Source organism: Mycobacterium sp. PSTR-4-N (assembly GCF_022348085.1).
GTDB lineage: Bacteria > Actinomycetota > Actinomycetes > Mycobacteriales > Mycobacteriaceae > Mycobacterium.
Map to the genome: position 1 here is coordinate 21,029 of NZ_JAKRFN010000019.1, position 16,092 is coordinate 37,120.

Sequence of the window (16,092 nt, forward strand, 5' to 3'; positions counted from 1 at the left end):
GGCTGATGTCATGGACGTCAGCCATCTCGCACCGCTCGAACAGACCGCTCTGCTGACCGAATACTGCCGCGCACTCGACCAGCGCGCGCCGCGGCCGATCCTCGGCGATCGGTGGGCGCTCGACACCGTCGGTGCCATCGACTACGACTTCACCAGCCTCGCCGCCACCCCCAGCGTGGTGCCGTTGGTGGCTCTGCGCGCCAAGATTCTCGACGAGCTCATCAGCGCGTTCCTGGCAGAACATCCAGATGCCGTGGTGGTCGATCTGGGGGCGGGTCTTTCGTCGGCTGTGCACCGGGTGAACCCCGGCGCCGGAGTCGACTGGTACAGCGTCGACACGCCCGCCGTGCTGGCGCTGCGCGCCGACGTGCTGCCGGCCCATCCGGCCGACCATCCGATGTCCACCGATCTGACCGCCCAAGGCTGGGCCGATCAGATTCCGGCGGACCGGCCCGCCCTCGTGTTCGCCGACGGGTTGATCGCGTTCCTCGACGAGCCGGCGGTGAAGGCATTGTTCTCGGACGTGACAACACATTTCGCGACGGGCGTGCTCGCGTTCAACGACTACGGACCGGTGAGCCGGGCCAACCGGTTGCTGGGTCGGCTGGCCACCTCGCGGAAGACGAACTCGCCGCACGATCAGTGGAACTTCCCCGGATTCGCCGACGCCCGCCGCCCGGAGTCCTGGAATCCCGCCCTGCGCCTTCGCGACGAGCAGAGCGTGATGCAGCGGCCCGAAGCCGCGGCATTTCCCCGCGGGCTGCGTCTTGCCGCGCGGCTCTCCCACCGCATCCCCGCGATCGCCCGCAAGGCGCGGGTGCTGTCCTACCGCTTCTAGCGGCTCTCGCCGTTGCCCGCCGAGACCGAATCGGCGGCGCGCGGTCCGGCCGGTGTGCGGCGGTGCACGACGACGCGGCCACCCCGGCCCGGTGTGACGGTCACGCCGCGGCTGTGGGGCTTCTCGTCGGGTTCGGTGGTCGGCTCGATGCGGAACTCACGCAGGATGGTACGAAGCGTGACCTCCATCTCCATCGTGGCGAAGGAGGCTCCGATGCATCGCATCATGCCGCCGCCGAACGGGATCCACGCGAAGGGGTTGGGCGGCTTGCCGACGAAGCGGTCCGGGTCGAAGCGCTCGGCGTCGGGAAAGCTGCTCTCGGCGGCCATCGCGAGCTGGGTGCTCGCCAGGATCGTGGCGCCCTCGGGAATGATCCACTCCCCCAGCTGGATTCGCGTGCGAGCCCGCCGGAGCGCCGCGGTCAGCACCGGCCGGGTGCGCTGCGACTCGGCGATGGTGGCCAGCAGGAGCTCGTTGCCGCCCGCGTCGACCTCGTCGGTGAGCCGGACCAGCAGGTCGGGATGGCGACGGATGCGTTCGATGGTCCAGGCCAATTGCGTCGAGGTGGTCTCATGCCCGGCCACCAGCATGGTGAGCAGCTCGTCGACGATGTAGTTGTCCGGAATGGGTGCGCCGTCGTCGTAACGAGCCTGCAGCAGCAGTGACAGCACATCGCCACGGTCGGCGAAGTCCGGGTCCGATCGCGCTCGACTCATCAGCGATTTCAGCAGCTCGTCCATCCGGCGTCGGTAGCCGGCGAACTTCCCTCCCGGGCTCCACGGCCCGACGTCCTTGCGCACGACGGACGGCATCAGCGCGATCTTCGATCCGAACTCGACGGCCTTGGGCATCAGCTCACGCATCTCGTCGAGCTCGGCGCCTTCGGCGCCGAACACCGCTCGCAGGATCGTGTTGAGCGTGATCCGCATCATCGGGTCGACGGTCGGGAACTCGACTCCCTCGGCCCAGGAGCCGATCTCGCGCAGCACCTCCTGCTCGGTGATGCTCTCGTAGGCACGCATGTTCTTGCCGTTGAACGGCGGAAGGAGCAGCTTGCGGCGGGCGAGCAGCGCGTCCCCTTCGAGGTTGAAGATGGAGCCGGGGCCGAGCACGTCACCCCCCAGGTTGTTCTGCGGCCGCCCGATCAAGTCGCGGCTGCTGCTGAACAATTCCTTCACCAGCGCGGGATCGCTGATCACCACCGTGGTGCCGAACACCGGCACCTTGAGCGTGAACGTGGAGCCGTAGCGGCGGCCCAGCGCCGCGATGGAGCCGTAGCGGGCCGTGAGCACATACGCGCCCTGAACCAGCTTGGGTAGGGGCGGTCCGGGTGGCAGCTTCACCGGATCCGTGGTGGCCGCTGTCATGGTGTCACCTCGTTCGTCGGGGGCGTCAGGCTATCTGGTAATCGCTGAGCGGGAAATGCTCCTGCTCTTTGACGGCCTGTCGGATGGACGTGGGCCGGAACAGCGGCGCCTCGCCGGACTTGTTGAACCAGTACGACCGCGAATTGGTGCAATCGCCGAGCCGGAACACCGAATCGTCGAGCAGGGTCAGCATGCGATCGAGGAACCGGTCGTTGGCCGCCTCGGTGACCTCGAACGCGCGGCCGCCGCTGCGCTGCAGCTCACCGAACAACCGCTTCATGTGCCGCATCTGGTATTCGACGGTGTCGAACCAGGACATGCCCACCCACGCGTAGGGGCTCGCCTGGTTGATCATGTTCGGGAACATCGGCACCGTCATGCCCTCATAGGCCTGGAACCCGTTCTCCCGCCACCACTTTCCGAGGTCGCGGCCCTCCCGGCCGATCACCGGGATCGCGGGCAGGTTGGATTCCCACACGTCGAAGCCCGTGGCCAGAACCAACGTGTCCACGGTGCGCTTGACGCCGTCGGTCGTCACGATCCCGTCGGGATCGATCCGCTCGATGCCCGCCGTCTCCAGGTGCACGTGCGCCTTGTTGAGCGCGCGGTAGTACACGTTCGACAGCGTCGGGCGCTTGCAGCCGAAGTCGTAATTCGGGGTGAGCTTGCGCCGCAGCTCCCGGTCCCGGATCGACAGGTAGCGGTGCAGGGCGCCGATGGCCGCTGCGGCGCTGTTGACCGGACGGAACTGCCGGAACTTCCACATCGCGATGGTCACCATGACGTCCATGAAAAGATCGCTGGACATCCGCAGGAGCCGTTGTGCCACAGGGAATCTCGCGAACAACTTCTGGGCGGCGGGGCCGAACGAGAGGTCGAACTTCGGCATCACCCAGATTGGGGTGCGCTGATACACGGTCAGCTCGGCGACGTCCTCGGCGAGCTTGGGGATCAACTGCACACCGGTCGAGCCCGTTCCGATGATCGCGGCCTTCTTCTCGCGCAGCGAGTAACCGTCGTTCCATTCCTGGGCGTGCAGCACCGTGCCCGCGAAGTCCTCGATGCCGGGGATGTCGGGCTTCTTCGGCTGGCTCAGGTATCCGGTCGCCAGGATGAGGAACTGCGCGCGGATCGTCTCACCGCCCTGCAGCGAGACCTGCCAGGTCTGCGTTTCCTCGTCCCAGCGGGCCCCGTCGACCGTGGTGTTGAAGCGCATGTAGCGCCGCAGGTCGTACTTGTCGGCGACGTGCTCGGCGTAGGTCTTGAGCTCAGCGCCGGGAGCGTAGAGCCGCGACCAGTACGGGTTCGGCTCGAACCAATACGAATACGTGGTGGATGGGACGTCGACCGTCAGACCCGGATACCGGTTGACATGCCAGGTACCGCCGAGATCGTCTTCCCGATCGAGGATGACGATCCGGCGGTACCCCAGCCGATTGAGCTGGATCGCGGCACCCATCCCACCGAATCCCGCACCGACGATGACAGCGTCGTATTGCTCGGTACTCACGTGGCGATAGTACGGGCGATCGCAGTCCCGTTCCTACTTGCTGTCACCGCCGTCGGACTTGTCCGCGCCTGCCTTGGCACCCGAGCCGCTGCCGCCCGAGTCACGCTTGCCGAACTTCGGCGCCTTCTTGGCCGGTGCCGCGTTGTCCGACGACTTCGACCCTGCGGCATCGCTCTTCGCGTCGGCCTTCGTCGTGTCGGCATCGGCATCGGCCTTCGTCGTATCGGCGGCCTTGCGGTCCTTGCCGAACGACCACTTCTTGGCCGGCTTGGCGGTGTCGTCAGACGACGTGTCGTCGGTCTTGTCGGCAACCGGGGTGACCTCGGCGGCGGGGGTTTCCTTGACCTCGCCCTTGTCGGTGTCCGTGGCACCGGCCTCGACCGTGTCGGTCTTGGTGTCGTCGGTCTTGGCCTGGTTGAACTTGTCGGTGAGGTTCTGGATCGCGTTGGCCAGGAAATCGTTCTTCTTGGCCGGCTTCACCGCGTCGGCCGAGGTGTCCTTGGTGGGCTCCTCGACAGCCGTCTCGACCGCGGGCGTGGTCTTCGACGCGAGCAGCGCGGTCGCGGTGGACGTGTCTTCCTCGCCGGGCTTGGGCCCGATCCACTTGCCGTCCTCGCCGTAGTTCTTCTTGTACTTCAGCGGCACGTAGCTGTTCGGCGGGATGTCGTCGCCCGGCTTCCAGTCCGTCGGCATGAACGGATCTGCCGGGTTGCAGGTCGGGCAGAGCACCTTCGCGAACGGGCGCAGCACGTAGGCCGACAGCGACATCTGCGGGTTCCACAGCGTGCTCTGCGGCACGAAGGGGTACCAGCTCTTCCACAGCGCCGACGTCAGCCGGACCGTGGTGTCCCAGATCTCCTTGCCGGACGGGAAGTCGACCGGCTCGGGATCGTCGAGCAGGTAGTCCCAGGTCGCGTTCCAGCCGGCGTTCGGGTCGAGCAGCCAGGTCGTGTTCGACCATGGGGTCTTCTCACCCGTTTCGCCGAGCTCCTGACCCCAATAGGTCTCGTTCTCGCTGACCGGGTTGATCACATCGCCGAACGTGTAGCCGTCACCGGTGTAGAACTCCCACGGGGCCACCTGGAACATGTGGCTGAGGATGCTCTCGGGGTGCGGACACGGCGGCAGGCCGGAGCAGCCCGCATCCATCGGGAAGTTCGCGGCGAACCAGAGGAACGTGGCGATGCCGGCCTGCTCCGAGTAAGGCTTGAAGGGCAGGAGCATGTCCACGAAGCCCTTGGTCATCTCCTCGTTCGGCGGATCCCACCCGAGGACGTTGACGTCGCTGTAGACCCACCAGCTCTTGCTCTCCTCCATCGCGGCGGAGAAGCGGTTGATGCCGTCGATCTCGGCACGCGGGATGCTCAGCACCGCGTTGAACAGGTTCGGAATGATGTTGGCGTAGGACTGGCCGGGCTTGAGACCCGTCGACGCGGCCACCAGGCTCACGTCCATCGACGAGATCGTGCGCTCCTGGGCGGCGCTGACCGCCGCCTCGACCGGCAATACCGACCCCGCCGCGATCAACGACGCCCCGACAAGCGCAACGCCTGTCGTGACGTACGGCCGCAACGCTGACTGCATGTGTGCATCCCTCTCGTCGGACGTGCTCAGGGCTCTCGCGTAACGGGTCACGACGAGATCACGATGACAGTACCGAAGTGTGATGCAGGTGTCCAGCTAACGAGAAATTGCTACGCCGTCACATGTGTCCGCGACGATGGGCCCGTCTTGCGTGCCTGGCGCACTCGGCGGGCGATTCGGCGTGCCGGCGCTGCCCCGTCGAAATGCGCTGGCTGATCAGGCTTTGCGGCTGTCGGCGACGTCAATATGACCGGTCTCCGCGGTCTCGTCAGCAATGTGAAAGCGCAAACAAGTGGTTGTGGCCCGGGTGCGGCGATGCTTTGCCGGAGGCCGTGCGGCCGCCGGTGTCAGAGCCGCTGCGCGGTCAACCACGCGTCGATGCGGGCCGCCACGGCCTCCCAACCCGGCTCCAGCATCATGTTGTGCCCCATCCGCGGGAAGAACTCGGCCTCGGTCCGGTACGCCCGCGCGGTCGCCTCGACCTCCGCGCGGGTGACCGCCCCGTCGTCATCTGCGCCCAGGACCAGCATCGGGGTGCGGATCCGCTCCGGGTGCGGCCGGTTGAAGATCCCGTCGGTGCCCGATCGCGCGCTCTCCTCCCCCAGTCGCCCGGCATACCGCAGCAGTAGGTCCTCGGGGGTGTGCGGCGAGAAGAACCGCTCCCGTGCCAACTCGGGAGTGCTGACATACGGCAGCGTCCGGCGCGTCACCGACATCTTCGCGAAGTGCCAGGGGTGCCGGCGTAGCCAGCGCAACCCCGACCGCAGGTAGCCCTGTGGCGGCATCGACGCCATCAGCACCGCGACCGGCGCGTCGTGGGACTCCAGATACTTCTGCACGACGAAACCGCCCATGGAGTGCCCGATCGGCACCGGCGGCGTCTCCACGGTCGCGGCGACCGTCGCGACATCGGCCTCGAAGTCGTCGAAGGTGCAGTCGTTGAGGGGTTTGTCCGTGCCACTTGCGCCGTGACCGCGCAGGCTCAGCGCCAGCACCCGGTAGCCGCGATCGGCGAACCAGCCCAGGAAGTGCTCGTCCCAGCACCACGCGGCATGCCAGGCGCCGTGGACGAACAGCAGCGGAACCGGATGGGCGGCGCTCGCCTCACCCCGGTCGAGCACCTCGAGCATGGTCTCCTCGGATCCGGTCGGACAGGCGGGTAGCGCCCCTGATAGTACGGTTCCTCCTATGAGATTCAGCGCCCGACGAGACGGAACATCCACCGGCGGGCTGCGATTCGGGCTGCTCGACGGGATCGTCAACACCCGCTTCTCGCCGACCGCTGCCACCCGGTTCGCCGGCGCCACCGTGGCCATGAACGGGGGTGACTCGCTGTGGGTGGGCGATCACCTGAACTCGCTGATCCCCCGCTCGCTGGCCACCCCCGAGCACCTCGGCGTCGGAGCCAAGCTGGTGCCCAAGGTCGACGCGATCCTGGAACCCTGGACGATGCTCGGACACCTGGCCGCGCGCAACCGCTTCACCCGGCTGCGGCTGGGTGTGTGCGTCACCGACGCCTCCCGGCGCAACCCGGCGGTCACCGCCCAGGCCGCCGCGACCCTGCACCTGCTCACCAAGGGTCGCGCCCTCCTCGGCATCGGGGTCGGCGAACGCGAGGGCAACGAGCCTTACGGCGTGCCCTGGGAGAAGCCGGTGGCGCGGTTCGAAGAGGCCGTGGCGACGATTCGCGCGCTGTGGAACTCCGGCGGTGAACCGATCACCCGGGATTCGGAGTTCTTCCCGCTGCACAATGCGGTGTTCGATCTGCCGCCCTACCGCGGCACGTGGCCGGAGATGTGGGTGGCCGCGCAGGGCCCCCGCATGCTGCGCATCACCGGCAGGCACGCCGACGGATGGGTGCCGTTCACCGTGTCCCGGCCCGCCGACTACGCCCGCTCCCTGAGCGTCGTGCACGACGTCGCCTCCGACGCCGGCCGCGACCCCGCCGCGATCGTCCCGGCGCTGAACCGCGCCGTCGTGGTGGGCCGCACCCGCGACGACGTCGACGAGGCACTCGACGGGGTCATCCTGAAATCGTCGGCACTGGCCGCGCCGGCCGAGACGTGGGCCCGCCACGGCGCCGTGCACCCGCTGGGTGCCGACTTCTCCGGTGTGCAAGATCTCGTCCCGCAGACCATCGACTACGAGAGCGCCCTCGCCTACACCAAGGCGGTGCCGCCGTCGTTGATGCGGGAGATCACCTTCTGCGGCACGGCCGACGAGGTGCTCGACCAGATCGCCGAGTGGCGAGACCACGGGCTGCGCTACCTGCTCGTGCTGAACGCCAGTCAGCTCAATCCGCGGCTGCGCAAGGCGGTCGCGGCCAGTGGACCGTTCGGCACCGTGTTGCGCGGACTCAAGAAACTCTGACCAGACACTCGGGCACGCGAGTTAGCTGACATCGCCGCAGGAGCGGGTTTCGTTACATTGCTGCGTGCGGTCGGCGTGACGTGGGCGGGGCCGGCACGCCCGGTGATTATTTGCCGTCAGGTCAATTTTGCCGCCTCTGCCAGCGAGGTCAGGCGTGTCGCTCGGCGCACGCCAGCGGCGCCGAACTCGTCGTACAGCTTTTCGTGGTCTTTGCACACGACCGTGCCGTCACCGTCTATCGTTACTTTGCTACGGTCGCATTCGTCCGCCGCATACGGGGAGCGGGTTCTATGCTGCCGTCACCTCGACCACAGAAGGATTCTCGATGCACACAGCTTTGCGTCCGTACGCCACCGCGGGCGTTGCCCTGGTGGGGGCCGGCCTGATCGCCGTCGGTCCCGTCACCCCGACTCCGCACGCGTTCGTCGTGCGCGACGCCGACGTCGCGTTGACCGGTTCCGTGGCCAACATTCCGGCCAACGCGTTCATGGCAGCGCTCAACACCCCGGCCAACCTCGTGTTCGGCATTCAGCGCTTCGCGGACGCGATGGCGGAGAGCGGCAGCTGGGAGGTCTCCCAACCCAACAACGTGTGGGGCTGGGACCCGGCGAACCCCGAGATGCTCGAAGGCTTCGTCGACATGCTGGTGCCGTTCCCGGCGCTGTCGCGCCCGCTCGGCGAGCACCTGAACTGGTGGGCCGCTGCGAATCTCCCGATGCACGAGGGATGTGCGTTCGAGTGCACCGACCCCATCGGCATGCTGCAGTCGATGTTCACGGTGCCGATGTGGAAGTTCTACTCCCCGGAGGGCTACACCTTCGGTGAGGTCATCAATCCCGTCGACGGAAAGCCCACCGAGTGGTCGGGCAAGACGATCAAGCTGGACCGCTTCGAGGTCATCAAGTCCGTCGCCGACTACTTCACCGGCGAGCCGCAGGCGTTCCGACCCGTCACGATGTACGACTTCGTCACCGCCAGCGCCAATCTCGCTGCGGCATTGCAGGTCACCGGGCACGTGCCGGACTGGCTGGCCGTGCGGGAGATCGAGACGTTCGTCAAGCTGTTCATCCCCAAGCCGGAGAACCCCGCCGTCGAGGACAAGGACTACCCGGACAATCCGACAGGCTGGCCCGGCGGCGCTCCCGAGACCGCGACCACCACTCTGGTCGGCCTGGACACGCTGAAGGTCGCCAAGACCGAGGTGCAGGCGCCGGCGCAGACCGCCGCGCCGACGCCGGCGGTCACCACGGAGCCGGTGGTCGAGACCACCGTAAAGGCCACCGAGAAGGTCACCGAGAAGGCCGCCGAGGAGGCCGAGGCAACCGAGGCCCCGGACACGGCCGAGGAATCCAGCGACAAGGCCGATGCGTCCACCGGGGGTCAGTCGGGGCGCAAGGGCACGTTCAGCGTCAAGGACACGGTCGCGTCGCTGCAGAAGAAGTTCGAGTCCGCCAAGCAGCAGGCCGAGGACAGCGCGTCGGAGCGCAAGAGCGCCCGGGCGGAGAAGAACGCCGACCGTCAGGCGAAGAGCACAGCCGGGACATCGGCGAGCAGCAAGGCCGACAAGGGCAGCGGCTCCAGCGATTCGGGCGGCGGCGATTCGGGCGGCTCCGACTAGATCCCGCTCAGCGACGCGGTCCGAACCACGCGCGGTTGCCGTACCGGTCGAGGTGCACCACCTCGTCCACCGGCCTGCGCGTGGTCGGGCCGTATCGGCCCTTCGGCCATCCCAGCGGCACCACCGCGCACGGCGTGACGTCCATCGGTAGCCCGAGGATCCGGCGCGCCGACGTGAGATTCCACAGCGGCAACGTGATCAGCGAAGCGCCCAGCCCCATCGAGCGGGCCGCCAGCAGCAGGTTCTGCACGCTGGGGTAGATGGAACCGAAGAACGCCGAGGCGGCCGCGTGCGGCATCGGCACGAACGGCACCTTGCCCTCCCTCGCGCCGAGGCGCAGGCACGCGATCACCAGCACCGGAATCTCGGTGAAGTGCTCCAGCTGCCATTCGATGGCCTTGACGCTCTTGGCCATCTCCTCGTCGTAGGACGCGATGTCGGCAATCGACGTGCGGTGAAAAGCCCGCCACGCCAGCCGGTATCGACGCTGCAGCTTCTTCTTGATCCGCCGGTCCTTGACGACGACGAACTCCCAGTTCTGCCCGTTCGCTCCGGTGGGTGCCCGCAACGCGAGCTCGATGCATTTGAGCACGATCGCGTCGTCGACCGGATCGGGGCGCACCCGCCGGATCGCGCGCTGGGTCATCATCGCCTCGACCAGTGGCATGGAGAGCCGGGCCAGCGCGTCCTCGGCGCTCGGGATCGGTTCGGGCACTGCTACGCCTCCCCGGCGATCCAGGACGCGGTGAACTGCTGCATCTGCGGCACGTCGCGGGCGATCAGCTCGGCGACGTAGCGTTCGATGCGACCGCCCATCATCGGGATCCGCACCTCGACCGTGCCCCGCACGCGCAGCCGCGAGCCCGTCGGAATCGCCTGCAGCACCATGGTTCCCGACCCGGAGCTGGGCACCCCGCGGGCCGTGATCGCGAACTCGCCGTGTGCCTCCCCCGCGTCGGCGCCGGGCCGCCAGGATTCCCTGCGCGTGATCGAGGTGTTCCCCGGCAACATCCGGCCGATCTGGCCGGGCAGCATGTCCTGGCGCAGATCCTGCGTGGTCTGCACGACGACGGCGCCGTCGGGGTCGACGGTCAAGGAATCCAGCGTCATCGAATCACCGCCGTAGGCGGCCAGGCGGGCCAGCCAGTAGTCCCTGGCGGCGAAGGCGGCGAGCACGTCGGCGACCTCGGCGCCCGCCTCGGCGCTCACGTCGAACGGACGGGCCACTACGGACGCTCCGAGGGTGTTCGACCGAACACCTTGTCGGCGACGCGGTCGGCGAATCGCCGTGCCTCTTCGAGGTGTTCGTCGTTGATATTGGTGGGGGGCAGCTTCATGCCCAGGTAGCGCTCCTTGTACTCCCCCGACCCGAGGTAGCTGGTCAGCGACAGCATCGACGGCAGCTCCCCGCCGGGATAGGTGAAGTGGATCCCGTCGACGTAGCGCCCGCCCTTCTTCTCGGCCAGCTTGCGGACCCCGGCGAGGTTCTTGCGCCACTTGCGCCGACACACCACGAACACCGCAAATCGCTTGCCGTCCAACACCGGCCGGGCCTCGTGCGACATGAGGAACGTGCGCAACGGCATCGACACGGTGTCCCACCACGTCGGCGACCCGATGCAGATCAGGTCGTAGGAACCGGTGCGCACCGCCTCGGGGGTGCGGATGTCGCCGGTGCGCTTGAGCGTCTGCGCGGGCAGCATGCCGAGGAACTCCGGCCACACCCGGCGCATCGGGAAGCGGGAGAACCGCTCGGCATAGCGCGGATCGGTGAACTCGATCGGCGCCTCGGTGACCTCGTACCCGCGGGCGCGGAACCGTTCGGCCGCGGCGTCGAGCACCTTTTTGGCCTGCCCTGTGTAGCTGTAGTAGAGCAGCAGCACCTTCGGTGATTCAGCCAACTCCGGCACATCCTTTCCTGGCCTTCCCAACCCCAGCCTTCCCAACCCGGCGTGCCACGCCGGGCCTCGAGCGCATAGCCTCACACACGTGAACGACAAAGTTGCGGTCAATCTGAGCGGCCCCGCGAAGACGATGCTGTCCACGTTGTACCTCAAGGCACTCGACGCCGACTTCGATCAGCCCATCCTCGGTGACACCTTCGCCAAGGCGGCGATCGGCAAGCTCGACTTCGACTGGAGTGAGCTGGAGATCACGCCGAAGTGGGCGCCGCTGTTCACCGTTCGCACCGCGCAGTACGACATCTGGGTGCGGCAGTTCATCGCCGCGCACCCGGAATGCACCGTCGTACACCTGGGCTGCGGGCTGGACTGCCGCGTGTTCCGCGTCGACCCCGGTCCCGGCGTCCGGTGGTACGACGTCGATTTCCCGCAGGTGATCGCGTTGCGCGAGCAGATCTACCCCAGCCGCGACAACTACGAGCTGATCGCCACGCCGGCCACCGAACCGCAGTGGCTCGAGCAGATTCCCGCCGACCGGCCGACACTGCTGATCGCCGAGGGCATCAGCATGTACCTGACCGAGGACGAGGGAATCGCGCTGCTGCGCCGGTTCGTCGACCGCTTCGGTACCGGCGAGCTGCAGATCGACTTCTTCAACTGGCTGGCCATCAAATCGCAGAAGAGCCAGTCGCTGGTGCGCACCTCCGGCTCGGTGCTGTACTGGGCGGTCAACGACCCCCAGCAGATCCTCGACAAGCTGCCCGACATCCGGTTGCTCTCGGCGGCAACGTTTTTCGACGCCAGCACCTACGCCCGGACCGGTCGCGGCATGCACGCGCTCAAACGCCTCGTCGCGGCGGTGCCGCCGCTGCGTACCTCGTTGCAATACCATCGCTACGCGTTCGGCACCTAAGCGCCCGTGCTCGCGGCCTGCTTGGCCACGATGCCGTGCAGCTGGGCCTCGATCGCGGCGATCGACTTGTCGCGATCGGGGCCGTGGCTGTGGTACTCGATCATCAACTGCCCGTTGAAGATCTTCGACGTGTAGATCTCGATGCCCGCGCCCACCGCGAAGTAGAACTCGCCGTGACTGGCGGCCACCTGCATGTCCGGCGGCGTGCGCAGCGGCGGCACGATCCCGTTGTCGGTGAACATCACCACATCGGGCAGCCCGGGCGGATTGCCGACGTACTGCGGGCTGAAGTGCAGGAAGCTCTGCTGGATGACGCCCTCGGCGATGTCCTTCTTGTAGGTGTCGTTGATGTCGCGGGCCAGCGCCGCCACATCGGTGCCCGGATGGATTTCCGCCAGATACGTCGCGATCCCCACCGGATTGGTGCTCTCGGTCGCCGACACCGGCGGCGTCAGCAGGTAGCGCAGATCGACCGGATACACGTACGGCACCGGGATGTTCGGGGTGTTGCGCACCTGCCACTCGGCCATCAACACCGCCGCCGACAGCAGGCTGTTCAGGCCCAGCTTGTTGGCCCGGCAGAACGCGATGATCTTCTCGGTGTCCTGCTCGGACAGCGTGCAGTACTCCATCGGAACCAGCTGCGGCAGCACCGGATTGGTCTCCGAGGGCGCCCGGCGTGACGGCGGCAGCTCGTAGGCGAACATCGCCGCCAGCAGGCGTTCCAGGCCCGAGCGTGGCCTCTTCTCGACGCCACGGCTGGCCAGGATGACCTCCAGCGGCTCCGGCGCGGGATGCACCGTGACCGGCTTGGTGGTCCCGGTGGTGACCAGATCGGTGTAGGTGGAGAACAGCTCCTCGACGAGGCTGAACTGGTGGTGACCGTCGGCCAGGCTGTGGTGGATGTAGAGCGTCGGCTGAGCCACACCGTCACGGATCGTCAGGCGCAGGTGCACCAGCGACTGGGTCTGGTCGAAGATCAGCGGCGGCGCCGGCTGGTCGCCGGTCAGTTCGACCACCTCGATGCCGGAGTGCATCAGATCGTCGAGCACGATCTCCCACTTGCCGTCGGGCAACTGCTCGAGATGCCCACCGAGCACGGGATGCGCCTCGATGAGCGCATCGAAGGCATCCGAGAGCGCGTCGGCGTCCATCGGTCCCGTGACGTGCGCCGCCAGGCCGATGAAGTTGTGCGTCTCGGCGAACATCTCCTCGCTGCGCGCCAACTTGCGGATCCCGGAGGTCGGATACACGTCTGTCACAACTCCCTGTGCGTCGAAAGCGGGGTCACCCGCGGCGGCTGGCCCTGCGATAGCCGATGGCCAGCGGCACCGCGCACACCGCGAAGATGCCGGCGGACCACAGCACCGTGAACAGGACCGGTTCGGCGATGGGCCCGTCCAGTGACAGGCCGCGCATCGCCTTGATCGTATAGCTGACCGGCTGGTGCTCCACGAACGGCTGCAACCACTTCGGGTACTGGTCGAGCGGAACGAATCCGATCGAGAAGAACATCAGCACCGCGACCACGATGTCGGTGGCCTGCGGGACCAGCGTGCTCGACGAGTAGAGCGCGAGCGTCAGCACCGCCGCGGACAACGCCACCCCGAACATCGCGGGCATGAACACCCACGCGATCGCCGCCGGCAGGCCCTGCTCGAACCGGAACCCCAGCGCGAACCCGACACACATCACGACCAGCGTGATCACCACGATGCGGACCCACTCGGCCAGCATCCGCGACAGCAGTCCGGCGGCGCGGTGCATCGGCACCACCCAGAACCGCGACAGCAGACCGGTGTCGCGTTCCCGCATGACGCTGATCGCCCCGATGATCGCTCCGGTCATCCCGCCCACGAGGGCGACCAGCGGAACCTGCCCGTACAGCCCGCTCTGCCCGCTCACCTGCTTGATGACGTCACCGAAGACGATGTCCAGCGCGGCGAGGAACCCGGCGGGCATCACCAGCGACTGCACCAGCGTCGCGGGGTCGCGGCTCCACCGCCGCAGGATGCGGTAGGTCAGCAGCAGCACCTGCGGAACGAGCCGTCGCGGCGAGTTCTCCCACACCCGGGCGTCGCGATGCCGGCCGGACCGGTACGGCGCCTTCGCGACGGGCTCGGGAACCGTCTGCGAGCCCGCCATCACCGCCTCCTCCTGCTGACGATGCGGTGCAGGACGACGGCGACGACCCCGGCGCCCACCGCCCACGCCAGTCCCGGGGTGAGGACGGCCCAGGTCACCTCCGGTGCCGCGTCGGTGGTGTCCCCGGCGAACGCCTGCAGGCCGTAGACCCACTGCGACAGCGGCTGATTGCGGACGAAGCCCTGAATCCAGTCGGGGAACTGCTCGACCGGCTGCAGACCCACCGAGGCCAGCCCCAGAGTCAGCTGCGGCACCAGCATCATCGGTGCCGTGGCCTCGGGGTTCTGGGTGGCGATGCCGATGAGGTCACCGATGACGGCGAGGGTGGCGCCGATCAGCAGCACCAGGCCGGCGAATCCGAGGGTGTGCCACACACTGCCGTGGAACCGGAACCCGATGACGTGGCCGCACGCCACCGACACGACCAGCGCGATCACGCAGCGGTACATGCTGGCCGTCAACCGGGAGGCCAGCGGCATGATCGCCGGGATCGGCATCGCGCGGAACCGCCGGTTGATGCCCTGTACCGAGTCGGTGGCCGAGCGGAACGCGGCGGAGACCGCCGCGAACCAGATGGCCTGCAGGATGATCAGCGGTGTCAGGTACTGCGCGTAGCTCGACAGCGGCTGGACCTGGCCCATCATCTGCTTGAGAGGCAGGTAGTAGCCGATCGTGAACACGATCGATCCGATGATCTGCGTCGCCAACTCGCCGTTGCGCAGCGTCGGGATGATCATCCGGACCGTGAGCACCCACCACTGCTGCAGCGCGCGCACCGGCGGCCGGGAGGCCGCCGGAACGGTGGACCGGGCGGGTGCGGTCGAGACTGCCCCGCTCACGCGTAGGCGCCCGCCGCCGGAACCTCGGTGCGCTCGCCTGCATCCCGGGGCTGATCACCCGTCAGCGCCAGGAACACCTCGTCGAGCGACGGGCGGCGCAACGCGATGTCCATCAACTCGATGTCGGCCTCGTTGAGTTTGGTCAGCGCGGCCATCAGCGTGCGCGGACCCTCCGGCGCCGGCATCGAGATGCGGTCCGAGGTCTCGGTCAGCGCGGCGCGGTTGGCCTGCGGCAGCAGCGGGCCGAGCACACGCACCACCTCCGGAAGGTCCGCGATGTGGCGGGGCACGATCTCGCAGTAGGTGCCGCCGGTGCGCTCCTTGAGCTGGTCGGCGGTGCCCTCGGCGATCACCGTGCCCTTGTCGATCACGATGATCCGGTCGCTGAGCAGATCGGCCTCTTCGAGGTACTGCGTGGTCAGCAGTGTGGCGATGCCGGCTTCCTTGAAGTCGGTGACCAGCTCCCAGATCGCCTGGCGGCTGCGTGGATCCAGACCCGTCGTCGGCTCGTCGAGGAACACCACCTCGGGACGGACCACCAGCCCGCACGCGATGTCGATGCGCCGCTTCATGCCGCCGGAGTACGTGCTGACCGGACGGTCGCTGGCTTCGACCAGATCGAACTGCTCGAGCAGCTCCAGCGCGCGCTCCTTGGCCACCTTCTTCTTCAGACCCTGCAGCCGGCCGAACATCAGCAGGTTCTCCCGGCCGGTCAACATGTCGTCGAGCGCGGCGTACTGCCCGGTCAGCATCAGGGAGCGCCGCACACCGGCAGGATCGGCGACGACGTCGTGGCCGGCGATCAGGGCGCGCCCGCTGTCGGGGGTGATCAGCGTCGACAGGATGTTGACCGTCGTGGTCTTGCCGGCCCCGTTGGGGCCGAGCAGGCCCAGCACCTCGCCGCGGCCCACCTCGAAGCTGACGTCTCGCAGTGCCACCACCGAGCCGAACGACTTGCGGATGCCGGCGACGACGACCGCCTTGTCAGAGCGGGACATGAGCTCCTC

Annotated in this window: 15 protein-coding genes; 4 read left to right on the forward strand and 11 right to left on the reverse strand. The window is 67.7% G+C overall.

Features of this window, described 5'->3' with window-relative positions; genetic code table 11:
- Positions 1-10 precede the first annotated feature (10 nt).
- Positions 11-838 carry a class I SAM-dependent methyltransferase gene (locus tag MHN84_RS21950; RefSeq protein WP_241206631.1) on the forward strand — a complete coding sequence of 276 codons (828 nt, stop codon included), beginning with the start codon at positions 11-13 and terminating at the stop codon, positions 836-838.
- On the opposite strand, the gene MHN84_RS21955 is transcribed toward MHN84_RS21950, so the two are convergent.
- The 4 genes from MHN84_RS21955 to MHN84_RS21970 form a co-directional block, all read right to left on the reverse strand.
- Positions 835-2,205, reverse strand: a complete 1,371-nt coding sequence (locus MHN84_RS21955; protein ID WP_241206632.1) for a cytochrome P450 — start codon at positions 2,203-2,205, stop codon at positions 835-837. The genes MHN84_RS21950 and MHN84_RS21955 overlap by 4 nt on opposite strands.
- Before the next feature lie 25 nt (positions 2,206-2,230).
- Positions 2,231-3,715 carry an NAD(P)/FAD-dependent oxidoreductase gene (locus MHN84_RS21960; protein ID WP_241206633.1) on the reverse strand — a complete coding sequence of 495 codons (1,485 nt, stop codon included), beginning with the start codon at positions 3,713-3,715 and terminating at the stop codon, positions 2,231-2,233.
- 33 nt (positions 3,716-3,748) lie between these two features.
- Entirely contained in the window at positions 3,749-5,299 is a 1,551-nt protein-coding gene (locus MHN84_RS21965; RefSeq protein ID WP_241206634.1) for a hypothetical protein, read from the reverse strand.
- Between the two features lie 347 nt (positions 5,300-5,646).
- Positions 5,647-6,429, reverse strand: a complete 783-nt coding sequence (locus tag MHN84_RS21970; protein ID WP_241206635.1) for an alpha/beta hydrolase — start codon at positions 6,427-6,429, stop codon at positions 5,647-5,649.
- Positions 6,430-6,487: 58 nt separating this feature from the next.
- Between MHN84_RS21970 and MHN84_RS21975 the strand changes: the two genes are divergently transcribed.
- Positions 6,488-7,669, forward strand: a complete 1,182-nt coding sequence (locus tag MHN84_RS21975; protein ID WP_241206636.1) for an LLM class flavin-dependent oxidoreductase — start codon at positions 6,488-6,490, stop codon at positions 7,667-7,669.
- 325 nt (positions 7,670-7,994) lie between these two features.
- Entirely contained in the window at positions 7,995-9,287 is a 1,293-nt protein-coding gene (locus MHN84_RS21980; RefSeq protein WP_241206637.1) for a hypothetical protein, read from the forward strand.
- Positions 9,288-9,294: 7 nt separating this feature from the next.
- On the opposite strand, the gene MHN84_RS21985 is transcribed toward MHN84_RS21980, so the two are convergent.
- From MHN84_RS21985 to MHN84_RS21995, 3 genes are read right to left on the reverse strand one after another with little or no spacing between them, the layout of a single operon-like run.
- Complete coding sequence (locus MHN84_RS21985; protein ID WP_241206638.1) at positions 9,295-10,002, reverse strand: nitroreductase family protein; 708 nt, start codon at positions 10,000-10,002, stop codon at positions 9,295-9,297.
- 2 nt (positions 10,003-10,004) lie between these two features.
- Positions 10,005-10,514, reverse strand: coding sequence for a DUF2505 domain-containing protein (locus tag MHN84_RS21990; protein ID WP_241206639.1), 510 nt, complete (start codon positions 10,512-10,514; stop codon positions 10,005-10,007).
- The gene (locus MHN84_RS21995) at positions 10,514-11,188 is read right to left on the reverse strand and encodes a flavodoxin family protein (protein ID WP_241206640.1); all 675 of its coding nucleotides are present in this window, start codon (positions 11,186-11,188) and stop codon (positions 10,514-10,516) included. Before MHN84_RS21995 ends, MHN84_RS21990 begins: the two co-directional genes overlap by 1 nt.
- 88 nt (positions 11,189-11,276) lie before the next feature.
- Between MHN84_RS21995 and MHN84_RS22000 the strand changes: the two genes are divergently transcribed.
- Positions 11,277-12,101, forward strand: a complete 825-nt coding sequence (locus MHN84_RS22000) for a class I SAM-dependent methyltransferase (RefSeq protein ID WP_241206641.1) — start codon at positions 11,277-11,279, stop codon at positions 12,099-12,101.
- Here the strand turns inward: MHN84_RS22000 and MHN84_RS22005 are convergent.
- The 4 genes from MHN84_RS22005 to MHN84_RS22020 are packed head-to-tail and all read right to left on the reverse strand — an operon-like array spanning position 12,098 to position 16,083.
- Positions 12,098-13,354, reverse strand: a complete 1,257-nt coding sequence (locus MHN84_RS22005) for a phthiocerol/phthiodiolone dimycocerosyl transferase (protein ID WP_241206642.1) — start codon at positions 13,352-13,354, stop codon at positions 12,098-12,100. The genes MHN84_RS22000 and MHN84_RS22005 overlap by 4 nt on opposite strands.
- A 34-nt stretch (positions 13,355-13,388) precedes the next feature.
- On the reverse strand, positions 13,389-14,246 hold the full coding sequence (locus MHN84_RS22010; RefSeq protein ID WP_241206643.1) for an ABC transporter permease: 858 nt from the start codon (positions 14,244-14,246) through the stop codon (positions 13,389-13,391).
- Positions 14,246-15,085, reverse strand: a complete 840-nt coding sequence (locus MHN84_RS22015) for an ABC transporter permease (protein ID WP_241206644.1) — start codon at positions 15,083-15,085, stop codon at positions 14,246-14,248. The genes MHN84_RS22010 and MHN84_RS22015 overlap by 1 nt, the downstream gene beginning before the upstream one ends.
- Positions 15,082-16,083, reverse strand: coding sequence for an ATP-binding cassette domain-containing protein (locus MHN84_RS22020; RefSeq protein WP_241206645.1), 1,002 nt, complete (start codon positions 16,081-16,083; stop codon positions 15,082-15,084). The genes MHN84_RS22015 and MHN84_RS22020 overlap by 4 nt, the downstream gene beginning before the upstream one ends.
- Between the last annotated feature and the right edge of the window lie 9 nt (positions 16,084-16,092).

Bases quoted from the DNA above. Each gene is read 5' to 3' on its own strand.
- MHN84_RS21950 (WP_241206631.1), top strand. From the start codon at position 11: ATGGACGTCAGCCATCTCGCACCGCTCGAACAGACCGCTCTGCTGACC.
- MHN84_RS21965 (WP_241206634.1), bottom strand. From the start codon at position 5,299: ATGCAGTCAGCGTTGCGGCCGTACGTCACGACAGGCGTTGCGCTTGTC.
- MHN84_RS22020 (WP_241206645.1), bottom strand. From the start codon at position 16,083: ATGTCCCGCTCTGACAAGGCGGTCGTCGTCGCCGGCATCCGCAAGTCG.
- MHN84_RS21955 (WP_241206632.1), bottom strand. From the start codon at position 2,205: ATGACAGCGGCCACCACGGATCCGGTGAAGCTGCCACCCGGACCGCCC.
- MHN84_RS22010 (WP_241206643.1), bottom strand. From the start codon at position 14,246: ATGGCGGGCTCGCAGACGGTTCCCGAGCCCGTCGCGAAGGCGCCGTAC.
- MHN84_RS21970 (WP_241206635.1), bottom strand. From the start codon at position 6,429: ATGCTCGAGGTGCTCGACCGGGGTGAGGCGAGCGCCGCCCATCCGGTT.
- MHN84_RS21980 (WP_241206637.1), top strand. From the start codon at position 7,995: ATGCACACAGCTTTGCGTCCGTACGCCACCGCGGGCGTTGCCCTGGTG.
- MHN84_RS21975 (WP_241206636.1), top strand. From the start codon at position 6,488: ATGAGATTCAGCGCCCGACGAGACGGAACATCCACCGGCGGGCTGCGA.